Below are 17,954 nucleotides of genomic sequence, written 5' to 3' on the forward strand. Positions count from 1 at the left end.
CGAAGAACCCAGCTCAGACCGCAGTCACCCGTCCGGGGATGATCACTAAATCACCAGCCCAACACCTCGCTCATCTAGTGATCGTTCCCAGATTCGGCAGATGGTGCCGATGGCGACCAGGTCGTCCTCGAACAAGGCTCGTTGGAACCCTATGGTGAGGAATGCGCGCATGTTCTCGACGGTGCCGTTGAGTGCCTCGTTGGCTTCCCTGACGACTCTTTTACCGCCGTGCGTCGCCAGGATGTCGGCTATCGCTGCACGCAGTTCGGCCTCCGTCATCTCGTCCACCGGCGTGTCGGACGCGATCGTGACGGTGGTCGGAGTTTCCGCCGAACCGGCAGCGAGGGCGGGGGTCGTGAAGAGGAAGGCGGGAGTCAGAGCGGTGGCGGCGACGAGCAGTGCGGCGCGAGTTGATCGCATGGGCGTATACCTCCGTGAGCGGCTCAAAGGGTGAGGTTTTCTCATCCCCTGTGCTGCTAAACGATCTTACCTTGGTACAGGCCAATTATCGAACGACTGTACGAACGATGCCCTGCTCGTCCTTCGTGAGGTCCACACCGAACGGAAGACCCGCGCGGCCGTCACCCGCGACGACTCCACCACGCCCCCAACGCCCCTACATGCTGATACGTCATGGCTGACGGCCTTGGTGAAGGTCTGGTCCGCAGAGCGGAGGGGGAGTTCTGACGGGTCAGGCGGCGGCCGGACCGTACGCCAGGTGCACCACGCCGTTCTCGAACGTCTCGCTCGCCACGAGCTTCAGCGGAGTCCGCGGGTAGCCCTCGGGGAAGAGGCGCGGGCCCTCACCGAGCGTCAGCGGGTAGACGAGCAGGTGCAGTTCGTCCACCAGGCCGTCCGCCAGCATGGCCCGCACGAGGGTGGCGCTGCCGCTGACGTAGATGCCGCCGTCCACGCCGTCCTTGAAGCGGCGGATGGCCTCGGGGTCGTACGCGCCGAGCGAGGTGGAGTGCTTCCAGAGACTCTGCGGGTCCGTCAGCGTCGAGGAGACGACGTACTTGGGCGTGTCGTTGAAGAACGGCGCGCCCGGGTCGTCCTCGGCGGTCCGGGTGGACCAGGCGGGCGCGAAGCCCTCGAACGTCGTGCGGCCGAGCAGGATCGCCGAGCAGTCCCCGGTGACCGCGGTGAGGACCCGGGTCATGCCCTCGGTGAACCCGTACTCCATCGTCCACATCGGCGCGTCGATCACTCCGTCGAGAGTGATGAACTCGTGCACCTTGATCGTCCCCATGACGCGCTCCTCCGCTGCCCGCCCGGTCACGGCCTCCCCGCGTCCGTCGGCGTCACGGATACAGACAGCGGCCCTCGTCGGAACTCATCGCCCACCCGGATGTGGCGTGTGTCACAGTCGCGCGGTCGCCGAGTGGCGGGCAGGTCCTCCCGGCCGTGCAGGCGAACGCCACGCCCACGCCGGGAGGCGGCCCGGCGCCACATGAGGTGCCGGAGACCCGCCGACCACACGGTGGCGTGGGCGTGGCGTCGCGCCGAGGGGAGCGGAGGAGCGGCTGTGCCTACTCAGCCGCCGTGCGATCTGCTCACGCCTTCCACTGGGCGTAGTCCTCATACCGCACGGACGGGACTCCGTCCTTCACCAGGTCCAGCGTGAAGGCGTAGGTGCTCCCTTCCGTCAGGTCGTAGCCACCCGAGGCGCGGTGGGTCTTGCACTTGCCGTTGCCGCCCACGGAGAACGTGTCGTAGTAGTGGTAGCCCTCGACACTCACCTCCACTGCCCAGCCGTCGGCTTCGATGTCGCATATCTCGACAATGTCGCCGTGGGCCTCGAAGCGCAGGCGCCCGCCCGGGTCGCCGTCATCGGTGTGGAGGGTGTGGTCCCAGTCGATGGCCTGGGCCGAGGTGGCGTTGAGGGCGGGGAAGGCGAGGGCGGCAGCGAGGACGGCCGCGCAGCGCAGGGTCGTCTTCTTACGGGGCTTCCACATGAGGGCATCTTCCTTCGTCACGGCCCGCCACATGTCGTCAACAACAGCGCAGTGTGCGGGACTTGAGCGGACCCTAGCCCGCTGGTTCACACTCGGGAACGTTGCGACGCGCGTAGTTGATCAAGACTTGATGGTTCCGGAACTGCGCGGGAGCGGCCCGGCGAGCAGGGGCGTCCACCGGCAGGGACGCAGGTAAGGGCGCAGGTGGGGCGGGTACGGCCGGGGCCAAGGCGTCGCGAGCCTGCTGGACGGCGCGTGGCCTCGCGCCTTTCCTCACGTGTACGTTTTGAGGCAGCTCGCTGCGCGGCTCGGGCCCGCTGTGTGCCGGGCGTCGAGGTCGTCCGCGAGCGGCATGGCGGCATCGTGGTGCAGCGCCCAGGCCGGTTCTTCCTTCGACTTCCGCCACGGCCGGGTGAGATCTTCCAGCCGCCGCACGCCCGCGCGGTCAGAAGGCGAGCAGGGGGCGGGTTCCTGCGGGCGCCACGCCGGTAACGGTTGACCGAATCCGGGGTGACGCCCAGCTCCGCCGCGACAGCCCGCGCGCTGCTTCACCAGGTAGTTGACACGGGCCTGAACACTCTTCGGCGGCTGGCGGGTGAACGCCTCCTGCTCGGCACGCTCAACCGCGTCATCGATCTCCCCCAAACAGACTTCAGCCTCTGATTCGCAGCGGCGTTTAACCCCGGATTGTCGAATTCCCGTGGGAACCCGCCGGGGCGGGACCGTGTGGTCCGCCGTCGCTACGGCCGGGGGGCTCGCCAGATGCGGCTGCGCAGGTCGAGGCCGCGGATGACCTGGACCCGCCACGGCGTCAGGCGCAGGACGTGCAGCGCCGGGTCGGCAGGTGACTTCCAGAACGAGCCGAGGTGGTATCCGGCGCCGCGCGGGCTGGTGCGGGCGTAGAGGTCCCAGACGTGTTCCTTGACGTGTTCGGCGTCCTCCCAGGCGGCGACGGCGTCGATGGCGACCGAGTTGTTGCCAGGAGCCCAGTACGCGAACGAGGTGTGCGGGTTGTGCGCCAGGTGCGCCGCCTTGACCGGGGTCCGGTAGGTGGCCAGCCAGCCGAGCGGCTGCCCCTCGGACTTCTCCCACACCGGGATCAGCACCCGGGTCCTGGGCCGGTCGCGGGTGTCGATCGTGACCATCGTGGCGTAGCGGATGGCTCCGACGAAGGTGTTGAACTCGTCTTCGAGAGCTGCGAATTCGGGGACGGTCTCGCTCATGACGGGTCCGTGAACGACTCGACGGTGCGGGACAGGCTGGCCGCGCCGTGACCGGCGGCGACCTGCGCGTCGATCAGCTCCTTGAGCGGGGCGAGGGTGGGGACCGTGACGCCCTGTTCCCGGCTGGCCCGGATGATCGTCGCCAGCCCGGCCTGGTTCATGGCCAGGCTGGACTCGGTGGCGCCGTAGTCCGCTCCGTCCACCTCCTCGGCGAACGTCTCCAGCGCAGGGAAGGAGTCCGTCAGCCAGGACACCAGCATGGGCGTGAACTCGGCGGCGCCGATCCCGGCGGTGCGTGCCATCGCCGTCGCGTGAAGGAAGCCGCCGAGCATGCCGTACATCCCGGCGAGGACGGCCACGTCGTAGCCGGACGCCTGGCCCGCGTCCGTGCCGAGGAACGTGTGCCTCCCCAGCAGGGCCAGTTGGTCCTGCCAGCGCTGGTGGGCGGCCCGGGAGCCGCTGTAGTTGACCGAGGACGCGGCGGTGCCGATCGTCTGCGGCACGGCGTACACGGCTCCGTGGAGGTACTGCGCGCCGTGTCCCGCCGCCCAGTCGGCGAGTTCGCGGGCGTCCTGCGGGCCGCCCGAGGTCACGTTGACGAGCGCACGGCCGCGGACGGCCTCGGGTGCGCCGGTCAGTACCTCGCGCGCGGCCGAGGGGTCGAGGAGGGCGACGACGACGAGTTCGCCCGCCGCGACGGCCTCGGCCGACGTGGCGGCGAGGGTCGCCCCGTTCGCGACGAGAGGCTGCGCCTTGGCGGCGGAACGGTTCCAGACGGTCGTGGGGTGACCGGCGCGCAGGAACGCCTCGGCGAGTGCGCGGCCGAGGTTGCCGAGGCCGATGACGGAGACGGGTGCGGGAGAGGTGCTCATGGGTCCAGGCTCGCGCCACGGGGGCGGCGCGGCCAGTGACAGCGGTGACCCGAGGCGACAAAATCGTGCCACTAGGCTGAGGGGATGAGTGTGGGTTCGGTGGCCCTCGTCGTGCCGACGGAGATCGGTGTGGCGTTCTGGGACCTCTACGAGGTGAGCATCCCCGCGACCGTGTTCGGGATGCCGCAGCCGGATCTCGCCGACCCGTGGTACGAGCTGAGGATGTGTGGGGCGGGTGGGCCGGGCGCCGGGGCCGGTGCGGGGTTCGCGCTGCACACGCCGTACGGGCTCGACGACGTCGTGGGGGCCGGGACCGTCATCGTGACGTCGGTGCCGGACGACGTCATCGACGAGGGGGCGCCGGTGCGGCCCGAGCTGGTCGCGGCGCTGCGCGGCGCGCATGCCGCGGGGGCCCGGATGGTGTCGCTGTGCAGCGGCGCGTTCGCGCTCGCCGAGGCGGGGCTGCTCGACGGGCGGCGCGCCACCGTCCACTGGATGCACGCCGCGCCGTTGGCGGAGCGGTATCCGGGGGTGACCGTGGACGACTCCGTGCTCTACGTGGACGACGGTGACGTGCTCACCAGCGCGGGGATGACCGCGGCGCTCGACCTGTGCCTCCACCTGGTGCGCCGCGACCTGGGCGCGCACGTCGCCAACCAGCTGGCCCGTCGTCTGGTCCTGCCGGTGCATCGGCCGGGCGGGCAGGCGCAGTTCATCGACCAGTCCGTGCCCGCCTCGGACGACGAGGGCCTCGCGCCGGTGCTCGACTGGGCGCGGGCGCGTCTGGACCAGCCGCTGACGATCGAGGACATGGCGCGCCGGGCGATGATGAGCCGGCGGACGTTCTACCGTCGTCTCCAGCAGGCCACCGGCACGACGCCGCTGCGCTGGCTGCTCGGCCAGCGGCTCGCGCGGGCGCAGAGCCTCCTCGAATCGACCGACCTGCCGGTGGAGCGGATCGCGAGGCTGAGCGGTCTCGGCACGGTGAACAACCTCCGCCACCATTTCCTGAAGCAGCTCGGGGTCTCCCCCAGCGGCTATCGCAGCGCGTTCCCGCGGCAGCGGCAGGACTGAACCGGTCAGCCGCGGGGGGACGTGCTGTCGCGGACGACCAGGGTCGTGGCCAGTTCCACGCGGGGGCTCTCCAGTTCGTCGCCGTTGATCAGGCGCAGGAGGGTGCGCAGCGCGCTGCCGCCCATCTCCTTGAGCGGCTGGCGTACCGTCGTGAGCGCCGGGGAGACCCAGCGGGCCTCGGGCAGGTCGTCGAAGCCGACGACGCTGACGTCCTCGGGGACGCGCAGCCCGGCGCCGGTCAGCGCCTCGTAGCCGCCGATCGCCATGTGGTCCGAGCAGATGAACAGCGCGGTGGGCGGGTCGGGCAGCCCGATCAGCGCGCGGACCTGTTCCGCGCCGCTGGCGCGGTCGTGGTTGCCGTGCCTGACCAGCCCTGGCAGGACGTCGAGCCCGGCCGCCGCCATGGCGGAGCGGTAACCGGCGGTCCTGGCGCGCGTGTAGAGGTGCTCGGGCGGGCCGGTGACGAGCGCGATGCGGCGGTGGCCGCGCTGGAGGAGGTGGTCGGTGGCCTCGTAGGCGCCTGACCAGTTGGTGGTGCCTATGGACGTGACGTCCCGTGGCGGGTCGCTCAGCGGGTCGATCACGACGCAGGGGATCCCGGCGCGTGCCAGCCGGGCGAGTTGGGCGGGGGTCGCCTCGACGAGGCCGAGGACCACACCGGCGCTGCCGCGCTCCAGGATCCGGTCCACCCAGTCCTGGCCGCGCCCTGTCGGCCCGGTGGGGCGTGCCCGGGAGATGACCACGTGGACGTCGGCCTCGTAGGCCGCCGCCTCCATGCCGCTGGCCACGCTCGCGGGCCAGGAGCCGTCGAGTCCGCTCAGTACGAGATCGACGGTGCGGACCTGCCGTTCGGGACCCGGGGTGCCGCGGCGTACGTAGTGGTGCCAGCGCAGTGCCTCGTCCACCTTGGCGCGGGTGTCCTGCGAGACGTCGTCCCGGCCGTTGAGGACCTTGGAGACGGTGGAGACGGACACTCCGGTGATCTCCGCGATGTGCGCGAGCGTCGGGCGGGGCGTGTTGCTACCGGTCACGAGCCCATTCTCTGCTCTCCCGGCCCCTTCCGGGACACTGAGGCCAGCCGGACGGCGACGGGGACGCCGCCGTCGAGGACGGGAGTGCGGGCCCCCGCGTCGCGAGGACGCGAGGGCCCGCGTCCGGTCAGGGCTGGGTCACCCCCTGTCCGACGAAATCGACCCAGTTGACGTTCAGTTCACCGGTGGTCTTGACGAAGTACAGCGGACCACTGTCGGTCGCGGACGCGCCGCTGACCGGGGCGGCGAAGTCGCCGTACGTCTGCCATTCGCCGGTGGGCTGGACCTGGATGGTGGCGACGGTCGGCCCGGTCTCCGGGTTGCCGGTGCGGACCTCGACGGTGGCACCCGCGGTCGGGGAGGCCGCGCGCAGGCTGATCTCGTCGATGTTGGTCAGGTTGGCCGGGTTCCAGGCCCACCAGTCGCCGTTGTCGATGAAGCCGATGTTCTGGCCGCCGCCCGCGGAGTCACCGGTGTTCTCGATGGTGACGCCCGCGTCGCCGCCGCCGCCCGCGGACTCGACGCGGCCGGTGCTGTCGAAGTACTCGGCCTCGCGCTGCTTGGGCTGGAGGACGATGACCTCCTGCGTGGTGAGCGCGGGCGCGTCACCGTTGCCCTGGTCGGTGTAGGTGACGGTCACGGTGCCGAAGATGTTGGCGCCGATGTGGCCCGCGTCGCCGGGCAGCGGGAAGCTGCCCGAGCAGCCGTGGTACTGCTCGTAGCCGTGCGCGTGCTCGTCATGGCCGAGGGCGGGCTGGACCACGACGTCCTGGCAGTCCACCTCGCCGTCCTCCGCGTCGGTGACCGACACGTCGTAGGCGATGGTGTCGCCGAACTCGAAGAACCCGCCGTTCACCGGCCCGGAGACCTCGATGACGGGTGCCTCGTTGCCGGCCGTGATCTCGAGGTTGGACACGGCGGTCCTGCCGTCCTCGTCGGTCACGGTCAGCCGGGCGGTGTACTGGCCCGCCTCGGTGTAGGTGTGGGCGCCCGTGGGCTGCGTGCTGTCCTCGGTGCCGTCACCGTCGAAGTCCCACGAGAAGGTCACCGGCCCGCCGTCGGGGTCGTTCGAGCCGGCGGAGTCGAAGGTGACCTCCAGCGGCAGCGGACCCGAGGTGCGGCTGGGGGTGATCTGGGCGACCGGGGCGCGGTTGCCCTGGACGTAGTCCACCCGGTAGACGCCGGAGTCGGTGTTGTTGCCGCCGAAGCCGCTGCCCCACTCGATCACGTAGAGCGAGCCGTCGGGGCCGAACTCCAGCGCGTGCGGGCGGCTGAACTGGAGGTCCTCGAAGATGCGGGTCACCGCGGAGACGTCGGTGCGGTCCTGGTTCAGCTCGAAGGAGAAGAGCCGGCTGTCGTTCCAGTCCGCGAAGACGACGTTGCCGTCGAACGACTCGGGCCACTTGGTGTCGGACGCGAGGTCCGGGTCGTACTGGTAGGCGCCGCTGGTCATCGGCGCGCCGCTGCGGCCGATCTCCGGCGTGCTGGTCTCGGCGCCGAGCCAGACCTCCGCGGGCTGGGCGGCGGGCAGCTGGTCCACGCCCGTGTTGTTGGGCGAGTCGTTCACCGGGGCCGCGCAGTTGTAGGCGCTGCCCGAGGTGCTGTTGCCGAAGTTGTAGTCGATGTAGGGGGTGTTGTCACCGACGCAGTAGGGCCAGCCGTAGAAGCCGGGCTCGTCCACGATGTTCCACTCGACCCGGCCCTCGGGGCCGCGCGTCGCGCTGGCGCTGCCCGCGTCGGGGCCGTAGTCGGCCACGAAGAGCTGGTCGGTGGTCGGGTCGAGGCCGATCCGGAACGGGTTGCGGAAGCCCATCGCGAAGATCTCGGGGCGGGTGTCCGCGGTGCCGGGCGCGAAGAGGTTGCCGCCGGGGACCGTGTAGGAGCCGTCGGCCTGGGGGGTGATGCGCAGGATCTTGCCGTTCAGCGAGTTGCTGTTGGCGGAGGTGCGCTGCGCGTCCCAGTTGCCGCGGCCGTCACGCTCGTCGATCGGCGCGTAGCCGTCGCTGGCGAACGGGTTGGTGTTGTCGCCGGTGGCGATGTACAGGTTGCCCTGGGTGTCGAACTCCAGCGCGCCGCCCGCGTGGCAGCACTCCTGCCGCTGGGTCGGGACGGTCAGGACCACTTCCTCGCTGGCGAGGTCGAGGCTGTCGCCCTCGACGGTGAACCGGGAGACCCGGTCCTCCGAGGCGCCGCCCTGGGGCGAGTAGTAGAGGTAGACGTAGCCGTTGTCGGAGAACGCCGGGTCGAGGGCGATGCCGAGCAGGCCGAACTCCTGGCCGGTGTACACCGGCAGCGTCCCGGCCGTCACGACCGAGCCGTTGGTGAGGACGATGTTGACGGCGCCGTTGCGGTCGATGTAGAAGACCCGGCCGTCGTCGGCGATGTCCAGTTCCATCGGGTTGCTGGTGTTGTCGTCCAGCGTGACCTTCTGGAAGTCGGACGCGAGGGGGTCCTCGCCGCCCGCTTCCTCGCCGGAGCAGTCGGCCGCCAGGACGCCCGCGGCCGTCTGGATGCCGCCGAGCAGGTGGTCGAGGAACTCCGGTTCTGCGAAGGACTCCTGGGTGTGGCCCATGCCGGTGTACCAGGCGCGGCCGGTGTTCACGTCCTTGCACCAGGAGATCGGGTGGTCGTCACCCATGGTGCCGCCCTCGTACGAGCCCTCGTCCAGGGTCGCGAGGACGTGTGCGTCCTCGCGGGGGTTGGGCGCGTAGTTGTACCACTCGTCGTGGCGGTCCCACTCGGCGGGGAGGGAGGCGGTCGAGGGGTGGTCGGCGTCCTCGACGTGGACGGTGGCGTCCTGGGGCGCCGGGTGGCCGGCGAAGTAGCCGCCCACCAGGTCGCCGTACCAGGGCCAGTCGTACTCGGTGTCGGCCGCGGCGTGCACGCCCGCGTAGCCGCCACCGCCCTCGATGTAGCGCTGGAAGGCGCCCTGCTGGTCGTCGTTGAGCACGTCACCGGTGGTGGAGAGCCAGATGACGACCTCGTACTCGGCGAGGTCCGCGTCGTTGAACACCGAGGCGTCCTCGGTGGCGGTGACCTCGAACCCGTTCTGCTCGCCGAGGTCCTGGATCGCGGCGATGCCCGCCGTTATCGAGTCGTGGCGGAAGCCCGCGGTCTTGCTGAACACGAGGGCGTTGAACGTCTCGGCGCCGTGGCCCGGATGGGCGACGGCGACGCCGCTGGCCGCGACGGCCAGGGTGACCGCGACGGCACCGACCCGTGCCGTCCGTCTCAGAAATTGCTGTGCTGATCTCAACACGGCTCCTCACAGGGAAAGGTGGGGGAACGCCTCTTGGGTTCAGGCGTTCAATTCCTGTGCACTGCGGGCCGGTCCCGTGCGGGGCCGTCCCGAATCCCCGCGGGCGTGGGCGCGGCCCGTGGGAAGTTCTGGCGGGTGGCCGGACGACGCGGGGCCCGGTGACACCTGGCCCGCCGCCGACCGTGGGGGTGGCGGGAGGGACAGGCCGGGGAACCGGGGGTCATCGGTCCCGTGTGCGTCGGCCGACCGTACTCGAAACATTTCGAAAAAAGTTGCTGTGTCGCCGGAACTGTAGGAAGCCCGATGAACGTCAGTCAAGACTCAGGACACGCCGACATCGAACAAGTGCCGGAAACGTGGCGGTAACACCGGAGTGCGGCGGGCGGCGGCGTGGATGGCCGGAACCGCCGGTGTCCGGGGAAGGGCCCTGTTGACACGGCGGGTTGCGGTGTGGTGGGGGGCCTCCCTGACGGGTCGTCGGACGGGGTGGCGGTGCGGGGTCAGGTCTGGCGCAGCGGGGTGTACGCCTCGGCGTCGAGGCCGAAGGTCCAGGCGACGCCCTCGCGGGCCGTCCTGGTCCGTGGCGGGACGCGCAGCCAGTAGGTGCGGGAGGTGCCGTCCGGTTCCGGTGTGGAGTTGACGACCTCGACCATCACGACGTCCTCGTCCCCGGGCAGCGGGATGCGCCACAGGACGCCGGTGTCGTCCCGGTGCACCGGGGTGGCGCCGGACTCGGTCAGGTAGCGGTCGTATCCGTAGTGTTCGAGCATCACTCGGCGCAGCTCGGCGTTCTCCTCCTCGCGGATACGGGCCGGGGTCAGGGAGCCGAGGCCGGTGAGGAAGTCGCCGGGGACGGGCAGGCCCCGCCAGGCGTGCAGGGCGAAGCCGTCCGGCCAGCGGAGTGCCGGTCCGTCCGCGCGGTCGAGGCGGCCCGCCTCGTCGCGGTGGAGTTCGGCGGGCCGCTCGGCGAGGACGGCGAGGTCGGTGTACGGCCACCACCAGCCTGCCGTGCGGGCCACCTGCGCCAGGCCGTCGAGACCGGCTCGCGGGCGGGCGAGGGCGTGCAGCCAGGCCGCGTCGTGCTGGCCGAGCACGGCGTCGAGCAGGAGGAGCCGGGTGCGTGACTCCTCGGCGCGCGTCCCTCCGACGGTCTCCACGACGGTCTGTCTGATCCGGTTGACCAGTGGGGTGGTGACGTCCCACAGGCCCGCGCCCGTGGTCCGCCAGTGGGCGCTCCATCCGGCCGGTCCCAGCCGCTTGTGGAGCGCGTCGCGGGCGGCGGCGAGGGGCTGGTCGCGTATCTCGGCGCGGACGCTGTGCCCGGTGTGCGGCGGGGCGCCGTCGGCGCCCGGCACCGTGGCGGACAGCAGCCGGACCGCCTCCAGCGGGGAGCCGACCCACAGGATGCGCGCGGGTTCCGGCAGGCCAGCCTGCCGGTAGGCCAGGCGGACGCCCGCCTCGGCGACGGCCCGTTCTGCCGGGCCCGTGGCGACGGCCAGGGCCCGCCAGTCGATCTGTTCTTCCATGGTGCTGCTCCTCGATTCCGCGATGTGCCGTCGGTCCGCCGTGCCGGGTGTCAGTCGGCGACGATCCGCACGGAGCCCGGGACGTACTCGCGCTGCCGTATGACGCGGTACCAGCCGCGTGGCAGGGAGATCGGCGCGTGCTCCTCGTGGACGACCCGGGCGCCGTCGGGTACGTGGAGAAGCATCGGCGCGGTCGGGCCCGCCTCGCGGATGAGACGGCCGGGGCCGAGCACGGCGTGCGCGTGGCCCGTGACCTCGCCCAGGGCGAGGACCAACCGCCCACGGGAGTCCCGTGGTTCGGACACGGCGCCCTGCGCCGTGGCGGGCACGGCGTCCTCGGCCAGCGGCGCGATGAGGACGTCTCCTTGCCGGTACATGCGTCTCCCCTTCCGTCGGCACGCGGTGTGCGACGAGGAGGACCGTAGGGCAGGGCACTGACAACGGGCCGCGTCATGGGGGTGGAGCGCCGCGCTGTCAGTGGTCCTTGGTAGAACTCCCGTACTGTCCATCGGCACGACGAGGAACGGGCGCGGCATGACGATCACGGCGCACAAGCAGCAATTCCACGACCTGCCCGTCTTCGACTTCCCCGAGGCGGTGAAGGACCCGGGGGGCGGCGGACTGCCGGAGCCGGGCGCCGTCGCCTGGCGGGTCGCGGTCGCGGCGTACGACAGTTCGGAGCAGTGGGAGGCGGCGTTCGCCCGGTTCATGGCGGCCGTGGACACCACCGCGGTCCGCGCCCTGGTCGTCGGGGCCTGGAGCGACGTCTACGAGAACGGCCCCGAGGCGGTGATCGAGGCGCTGGTCGGCGCGCGGGACCGGCTGCCCGCGCTGCGGGCGCTGTTCCTCGGCGACATCGTGATGGAGGAGGCCGAGATCTCCTGGATCACGCAGGGGCGGGCCACGGCGCTCCTGGACGCCTTCCCCGACCTGGAGGAGTTCGGTGTCCGGGGCGGTCAGGGCCTGGAGTTCCCGGCGGTGCGGCACGAGCGGCTGCGTTCGCTGACCGTCGAGACGGGCGGGATGCCGGTCGCGGCGGTGCGGGGTGTGGCGGCGAGCGACTTCCCCGACCTGGTGCACCTGGACCTGTGGCTCGGGACGTCGCAGTACGGGGGCGACGCGGAGGTGGGCGACCTGGCGCCGATCATGGCCGGGGACCGGCTGCCGTCGCTGCGTCATCTGGCGCTGCGCAACAGCGAGATGCAGGACGCGGTGTGCGAGGCGCTGGCGTCGGCGCCGGTCGTGGCCGGGCTCGACGTGCTCGACGTCTCCATGGGGGTGCTGACGGACGAGGGGGCGGCGGCGCTGCTGACCGGGCAGCCGCTGACGCACCTCGACCGGCTGGACATGAGCCACAACTACCTGAGCGAGCCGATACGGGACCGGCTGCGGGAGACGCTGGAGCCCGCGGGGGTCACGCTGGACCTGGACCGTGGCGACGCCGAGGACGACGAGGACGACGACGACACCGTGTGGCGCTTCGTCGCGGTCGGTGAGTGACGTACGGGCGGCGGCCCGCCGGTGGGCCGTCGTCGGCAATCCGGACAACCGGCGGGTGACGCTGTTCCTGGACGCGGCCCGCGCGGCGGGGGCGCCGCCGCCCCGTGTGGTCGCCTGGCGGGACGTCCTGCGGGACGGCGGGCACGCCTTCGCCGACGACGAGGTGGTGCGGCTGGACTCGCCGGGCGAGGACGCCGCAGTGGACCGGCTGCTGCGGGACGTCGGGGAGCCGACGCGGGTGGAGGGGTCGGCCACCTGGTACGCCCGTTTCCTGGGGGCCGTGCGCTCGCTGCGCGGCGGGACGCGGCTGGACGACCCGGGCGACCTCTCCGCCCTGTTCGACAAGCGGCTGTGTCACGCCAGGCTGGCCGCGGCGGGCGTGCCGGTGCCCGACTCCCCCACCGCGGGGCGGCCGGTGCGCGGCTGGGAGGACGTGCGGGCGGCGGCGCGGGAGCACGGCGTGAGCCGTTTCTTCGTCAAACCGGCGCACGGCTCGTCGGGTTCGGGGATCCTGGCCGTCGAGACCTCGGCGTCCGGCCGGATCAGGGCGACCACGCCGGTGGAGGTCGCGCCGGGCGGGCGGCTGCACAACACGCTGCGGGTGCGGCGCCTCACCGACGAACGGGCGGTCGCGGGGATCGTGGACACGCTGGCCCCGGACGGCCTGCACGTCGAGCGCTGGCTGCCCAAGGCCGCCGTGGGCGACAGGTCGGCCGACCTGCGGGTCGTGGTGGTGGCGGGCCGGGCGACGCACGCGGTGCTCCGCACGAGCCGTCTGCCGCTGACGAACCTTCACCTGGGCGGCACGCGGGGCGACCTCGCAGCCGCGGTCGCCACGGCCGGTGACGGGTGGGCGCGCGCCCTGGAGGTCTGCGAGCGGGCCGCGGCCTGCTTCCCCGGCACGCTGTGCGTCGGCGTCGATCTGCTGCCGGTCGGCGGCTGGCGGCGGTTCGCCGTGGCCGAGGTCAACGCCTTCGGCGACCTCCTGCCCGGCCTGGGCGGGCTGCCCGGCACCGGCGCGGAGGCGCTGGACACCTACGGGGCGCAGGTCGCGGCCGTGCTCGGCGCCCCGCCGTTCGGCCCGCCTGCCCCCGGCGCCACGCCCCGCGACCACCGTCAGGGGACCTGCCATGCAGCCCGCTGACGCGATCGGCCCCGGTGCACAGCCCGACATGAACGCCGTGGTGGGCCGCGACGACCTGCTGCTGCTCACCCTCGACACGCTGCGGTACGACGTGGCGGTGGAGCTGGCCGCCGCCGGGCGGCTGCCGAATCTCGCGGCGCACCTGCCGGGCGGGACGTGGGAGGAGCGGCACGCGCCCGGCAGCTTCACCTATGCGTCGCACCAGGCGATGTTCGCCGGTTTCCTCCCGACGCCCGCGGCGCCCGGGCGGCATCCGCGGCTCTTCGCCGGGCGGTTCCCCGGCAGCGAGACGACCGCCGACGGGACGTTCGTGTTCGACGCCCCGGACCTGGTCGGCGCGCTGGCGGGCCGCGGCTACCGCACGGTGTGTGTCGGGGGCGTCGGGTTCTTCAACAAGCAGGGAGCGCTGGGGAGCGTGCTGCCAGGCCTGTTCCAGGAGAGCCACTGGGAGCCGGCGTTCTCCGTCGCCTCGCCGACGTCGTTCGAGGCGCAGGTGACGCGGGTCGAGGAGGTCGTGGCCGCACTCCCTGCGGAGCGCAGGCTGTTCCTGTTCCTCAACGTGTCGGCGCTGCACCAGCCGAACTGGTTCCATCTGCCGGGCGCGACAAGGGAGTCGGGCGACGGGCGGGAGAGTCACGCGGCGGCGCTGGCCTACGTGGACCGGCACGTGGGGCGGCTGTTCGCGGCGATGAGTTCGCGGCGCCGCTGCTTCGCCGTCGTCTGCTCCGACCACGGGACCGCGTACGGCGACGACGGGTACACCGGGCACCGCCTGGGCCACCCCTCGGTGTGGACCGTGCCCTACAGCCACTTCTTCCTGGAGCCGCCCGCATGACCGTCGCGACGTCCGTCCGCCCGTACCAGCACTACGTGTACGCCTATCCGCACAAGACCGCCTACCGGGAACTGCCGGAGCGGCCGTCGCTGGCCGACCTGTGGGCCGGGGAGCCACGGGGCGCGCTGTCGTTGTACGCGCATGTGCCGTTCTGCGAGGTCAGGTGCGGGTTCTGCAACCTGTTCACGCGGGTCGGCGCGCCCGAGGGGCTGACGGGACGCTACCTGGACGCGCTGGAGCGGCAGGCGGTCGCCGTACGGGAGGCGCTCGGTGACGAGGCGCCGGTGCGGTTCGCGAACGCCGCGTTCGGCGGTGGCACGCCGACGTTCCTGACGGCCGACGAGCTGGCGCGGCTGTGCGACATCGCGGAACTGCGGATGGGCGCGGAACTGCGGGCCGTGCCGCTGTCGGTGGAGGCGTCGCCCGCCACGGCGACCGCCGACCGGCTGGCGGTGCTGGCCGAGCGGGGCGCGACCCGGCTGAGCCTGGGGGTGCAGAGCTTCGTGGACGAGGAGGCGCGGGCCGCGGTGCGACCGCAGCGCCGCGCGGACGTGGAGGCCGCGTTGGGGCGGGTGCGCGACGCGGGGATACCTGTGCTCAACATCGACCTGATCTACGGCATCGACGGTCAGACGGCGGCCAGCTGGCGGCGGTCGCTGGACGCGGCGCTGGCCTGGCGGCCGGAGGAGATCTACCTCTACCCGCTCTACGTGCGCCCGCTGACGGGGCTGGGCCGCCACGCCGACCCGCTGCTCGCCGACCTGGCCTGGGACGAGGAGCGGCTGCGGCGCTACCGCGAGGGCAGGGACCACCTGCGGGAACAGGGCTACGAGCAGGCGTCGATGCGCATGTTCAGGCGCGCCGACGCGCCGCCGCAGGGCCCGGACGACTACGCGTGCCAGACCGACGGGATGATCGGCCTCGGGTGCGGCGCCCGCTCGTACACGTCGTCGCTGCACTACTCGTTCGACTACGCGGTGGGCATGCGGGAGGTGCGGGGCATCATCGACGCCTATGTCGCGACGTCGGACTTCGGCCGGGCGGTCCACGGCCGCGCGGTCACGGGGGACGAGGCCAGGCGCCGTCATCTGCTCCAGTCGCTGCTCCAGGCGGGCGGGTTCGGGCCGGACGCGTACCGGGCCAGGTTCGGCAGCGCGCCGCACGAGGACTTCCCCGCCGAGCTGGCGGCGCTGGCCGCGCGGGGGTGGCTGGACGAGGGGGCGGCGGACCGGCTGCGGCTGTCGCCCGAGGGCCTGGCGCACTCCGACGCCGTCGGGCCGATGTTCTTCTCCCCCGCCGTGCGCGCGGCGATGGCCGCGCACGAACCGAGGTGACGGGCCGTGCACCTGACGATCCTGTACCGGGGGCCGCTGGCCTCGTGCGACTACGACTGCCCCTACTGCCCGTTCGCGAAGCGGCGGGACAGCACGGCGCAGCTCCGGGCCGACCGCGCGGACCTGGAGCGGTTCACCGACTGGGCACGCTCGCGCCCCGAGGAGCGCCTGTCGGTGCTCTTCACGCCGTGGGGCGAGGGGTTGACGCGGTCCTGGTACCGGCGCGCGCTGGTGGACCTCTCGCACGAGCCGGGCGTCGAGCGGGTGGCGATCCAGACGAACCTGAGCTGCCGGACCGAGTGGTTGGCCGAGGCGGACACGGACACCGTCGCGCTGTGGTGCACGTACCACCCGGGGCAGACGCCGTACGAGCGCTTCGTCGGCAGGACGCGCCGAGTGGCGTCGCTCGGCGTGCGGTTCAGCGTGGGGGTGGTCGGCCTGCCGGAGCACCTGCCGGACGCGCGCCGCCTGCGCGCCGAGCTGCCGCCGCACGTCTACCTGTGGATCAACGCGGCGGAGGGGCACGTCTACACGGACGAGGAGGCGGCGGTGTGGACGGCGATCGACCCGCTGTTCCCGTTCAGCCGCCATCCGCACCGGTCGGCGGGACGGCCGTGCCGCACGGGCGCCACGGTGGTGTCCGTGGACGGTACGGGGACGGTGCGGCGCTGCCACTTCGTGCGGGACGAGCTGGGGAACCTGTACGACGGGTCCTACCGGCGGGCGCTCGCCCCGCGGCCCTGCCCGCTGGCGGTGTGCGACTGCCACATCGGGTACGTCCATCTGGAGACGCTGCCGCTGTACGACACGTTCGCGGGCGGGGTGCTCGAACGGGTGCCGACGGCGGCGGCGCTGGCAGGGCCGGTGCGGTTGCCGTCGCCGCTGCCGATGCCGGGCGGGGCGGCGGGCTGAAGGGCGGGCGGGCGGCCCGTCACCGCCGGGCGGGGCGCCTGGTCCGGCGGCGCCAGGGGTGCACGAGGGTGGCCAGCAGGGCGCCGGTCGGGGGGAACGACCGGGGGTCGTGCAGGCCCACCGCGCCGGGCCGGCGGCCGGGACGCCAGGTGAAGCTGCCGAAGAGGTGGTCGAGCACGGAGAGATCGACGGCGTAGTGCCCGGCCTCGGCGAGGTCGGTGCTGTGGTGGAGGCGGTGCTGTTCCGGGCTGGAGACGACGTGGTTGAGCCAGCCGAGCCGGACGTCGATGTTCGCGTGCACGAAGTAGCCCTGCGCGACGACGAACAGCCCGGCGACGAAGACGCTGTCCTGGGAGAACCCGGCGCCGGCAAGGGCCAGCTGGGTCGCGCCCTGGGAGAACGCGACGTCGAGGACGTGGTTCACGCCGTTGTTCGCGACGTTCACCTTCTCCGGCACGTGGTGCACGCCGTGCAGGCGCCACAGCCAGGGGTTGGTGTGGCCCAGGCGGTGCACGGCGTATCCGGCCAGCGCGCCCGCCAGCACGGCCAGGGGGATCTCGGCGGCCAGCGGCAGCACCGGCTGCGGCTCCGCCAGGACGGCGACGGCGGCGGACACCAGGCCCTGCGCGATGCTGCCGCCCACCGCGGTGATGAAGAAGTAGGCGCCGTACCAGCGCCACTCGCTGCGGTCGGGGTGCCAGGAGCGGTCGTACGGGATCAGGCGCTCCAGGAGCCCCAGGAACAGGACCGTCCACAGGAGGAACAGCATGCTCGGCAGGCTCGGCTCCCAGTCGAGGCCGAGCGTCAGCCAGGCGAGGGCCACGAGCACGGTGATCAGGAGCGGATAGGCGCACCTCCCGAGCCAGCGCAGCGGCGTGGGCACGGAATCCGGTTCCGGTGGCCCTGTTCCCGTGGACGCGAGCGGGTCCCGCATCTTCCCCACTTCCTTCCTCCTCCGTTCCCGGACGCGGGTCCGCGGGCAACGGCGGCATGTCCCCCGCCCCGGCCTGTCCGGGCATGCACATAACAACAGTATGTGGACGCTCGGACACCCAGAGCAACCTCGACCGGAAGGGCACGCCTGTTCCGGTGAGGGCGGTCGGTATGTGTGCTGTGGGGGGTCAACTGCGGTGTGTGGGGTGGGTGGTCGGGTCGGGGTGGTCGGGGTGACGTTCCGTGTCGGGGGGTGGTGTGTGGGGTGGGGGCGGTCAACTGGCGGTCGGGCCGGTGCGGTTGCGGGATGTGGGTCAACAGACGGCGGTGCGTGAGGTGGTGGCGGTCTGGGCGTG

Annotated in this window: 16 protein-coding genes and 1 pseudogene; 6 read left to right on the forward strand and 11 right to left on the reverse strand. The window is 72.3% G+C overall.

The window, feature by feature from the left end:
• Positions 1 to 45 precede the first annotated feature (45 nt).
• The 6 genes and pseudogenes from IF27_RS29465 to IF27_RS29485 all read right to left on the reverse strand — a co-directional run bounded on the left by IF27_RS29465 (position 46) and on the right by IF27_RS29485 (position 4,050).
• Positions 46 to 420 (reverse strand): ALF repeat-containing protein, encoded by a 375-nt coding sequence (locus tag IF27_RS29465; protein WP_052852943.1) that lies wholly within the window; start codon positions 418 to 420, stop codon positions 46 to 48.
• A 271-nt stretch (positions 421 to 691) separates the two neighbouring features.
• Entirely contained in the window at positions 692 to 1,249 is a 558-nt protein-coding gene (locus IF27_RS29470) for a dihydrofolate reductase family protein (RefSeq protein ID WP_052852944.1), read from the reverse strand.
• Positions 1,250 to 1,553: 304 nt separating this feature from the next.
• Positions 1,554 to 1,955, reverse strand: coding sequence for a hypothetical protein (locus IF27_RS29475; RefSeq protein WP_052852945.1), 402 nt, complete (start codon positions 1,953 to 1,955; stop codon positions 1,554 to 1,556).
• A 461-nt stretch (positions 1,956 to 2,416) separates the two neighbouring features.
• Positions 2,417 to 2,600, reverse strand: a pseudogene (locus IF27_RS31745) (telomere-protecting terminal protein Tpg); the annotation flags it as partial.
• A 95-nt stretch (positions 2,601 to 2,695) separates the two neighbouring features.
• Positions 2,696 to 3,178 (reverse strand): pyridoxamine 5'-phosphate oxidase family protein, encoded by a 483-nt coding sequence (locus tag IF27_RS29480; protein WP_052852946.1) that lies wholly within the window; start codon positions 3,176 to 3,178, stop codon positions 2,696 to 2,698.
• Positions 3,175 to 4,050: an NAD(P)-dependent oxidoreductase gene (locus tag IF27_RS29485; protein WP_052852947.1), complete on the reverse strand. Its 876-nt coding sequence runs from the start codon at positions 4,048 to 4,050 to the stop codon at positions 3,175 to 3,177. Before IF27_RS29485 ends, IF27_RS29480 begins: the two co-directional genes overlap by 4 nt.
• A gap of 84 nt (positions 4,051 to 4,134) precedes the next feature.
• Between IF27_RS29485 and IF27_RS29490 the strand changes: the two genes are divergently transcribed.
• Positions 4,135 to 5,124, forward strand: coding sequence for a GlxA family transcriptional regulator (locus IF27_RS29490; RefSeq protein ID WP_052852948.1), 990 nt, complete (start codon positions 4,135 to 4,137; stop codon positions 5,122 to 5,124).
• Positions 5,125 to 5,129: 5 nt separating this feature from the next.
• On the opposite strand, the gene IF27_RS29495 is transcribed toward IF27_RS29490, so the two are convergent.
• The 4 genes from IF27_RS29495 to IF27_RS29510 all read right to left on the reverse strand — a co-directional run bounded on the left by IF27_RS29495 (position 5,130) and on the right by IF27_RS29510 (position 11,317).
• Positions 5,130 to 6,155: a LacI family DNA-binding transcriptional regulator gene (locus tag IF27_RS29495; RefSeq protein ID WP_052852949.1), complete on the reverse strand. Its 1,026-nt coding sequence runs from the start codon at positions 6,153 to 6,155 to the stop codon at positions 5,130 to 5,132.
• 127 nt (positions 6,156 to 6,282) lie between these two features.
• Positions 6,283 to 9,411, reverse strand: coding sequence for a ThuA domain-containing protein (locus tag IF27_RS29500; protein ID WP_052852950.1), 3,129 nt, complete (start codon positions 9,409 to 9,411; stop codon positions 6,283 to 6,285).
• Positions 9,412 to 9,914: 503 nt separating this feature from the next.
• The gene (locus tag IF27_RS29505; RefSeq protein WP_052852951.1) at positions 9,915 to 10,940 is read right to left on the reverse strand and encodes a DUF6745 domain-containing protein; all 1,026 of its coding nucleotides are present in this window, start codon (positions 10,938 to 10,940) and stop codon (positions 9,915 to 9,917) included.
• 50 nt (positions 10,941 to 10,990) lie between these two features.
• Positions 10,991 to 11,317: a hypothetical protein gene (locus IF27_RS29510; protein ID WP_052852952.1), complete on the reverse strand. Its 327-nt coding sequence runs from the start codon at positions 11,315 to 11,317 to the stop codon at positions 10,991 to 10,993.
• A 157-nt stretch (positions 11,318 to 11,474) separates the two neighbouring features.
• Here IF27_RS29510 and IF27_RS29515 point away from each other — a divergent pair, with 157 nt between their 5' ends.
• Genes IF27_RS29515 through IF27_RS29535 form a run of 5 tightly spaced genes read left to right on the forward strand, consistent with a single transcriptional unit; the run spans position 11,475 to position 16,665 of the window.
• Complete coding sequence (locus IF27_RS29515; RefSeq protein ID WP_052852953.1) at positions 11,475 to 12,440, forward strand: STM4015 family protein; 966 nt, start codon at positions 11,475 to 11,477, stop codon at positions 12,438 to 12,440.
• Positions 12,433 to 13,584 carry an STM4014 family protein gene (locus tag IF27_RS29520; RefSeq protein WP_052852954.1) on the forward strand — a complete coding sequence of 384 codons (1,152 nt, stop codon included), beginning with the start codon at positions 12,433 to 12,435 and terminating at the stop codon, positions 13,582 to 13,584. Before IF27_RS29515 ends, IF27_RS29520 begins: the two co-directional genes overlap by 8 nt.
• 28 nt (positions 13,585 to 13,612) lie before the next feature.
• Entirely contained in the window at positions 13,613 to 14,419 is an 807-nt protein-coding gene (locus IF27_RS29525) for an STM4013/SEN3800 family hydrolase (protein ID WP_052852957.1), read from the forward strand.
• The gene (locus IF27_RS29530) at positions 14,416 to 15,753 is read left to right on the forward strand and encodes an STM4012 family radical SAM protein (RefSeq protein WP_052852955.1); all 1,338 of its coding nucleotides are present in this window, start codon (positions 14,416 to 14,418) and stop codon (positions 15,751 to 15,753) included. Before IF27_RS29525 ends, IF27_RS29530 begins: the two co-directional genes overlap by 4 nt.
• A gap of 6 nt (positions 15,754 to 15,759) precedes the next feature.
• Positions 15,760 to 16,665, forward strand: a complete 906-nt coding sequence (locus IF27_RS29535; RefSeq protein ID WP_052852956.1) for an STM4011 family radical SAM protein — start codon at positions 15,760 to 15,762, stop codon at positions 16,663 to 16,665.
• A gap of 19 nt (positions 16,666 to 16,684) precedes the next feature.
• Here IF27_RS29535 and IF27_RS29540 read toward each other — a convergent pair whose 3' ends face one another.
• Positions 16,685 to 17,548 carry a sterol desaturase family protein gene (locus IF27_RS29540; RefSeq protein ID WP_223291263.1) on the reverse strand — a complete coding sequence of 288 codons (864 nt, stop codon included), beginning with the start codon at positions 17,546 to 17,548 and terminating at the stop codon, positions 16,685 to 16,687.
• Positions 17,549 to 17,954 lie beyond the last annotated feature (406 nt).

Source organism: Streptomyces avicenniae (genome assembly GCF_000719135.1).
In the GTDB taxonomy this organism is placed as follows: Bacteria; Actinomycetota; Actinomycetes; order Streptomycetales; family Streptomycetaceae; genus Streptomyces; species Streptomyces avicenniae.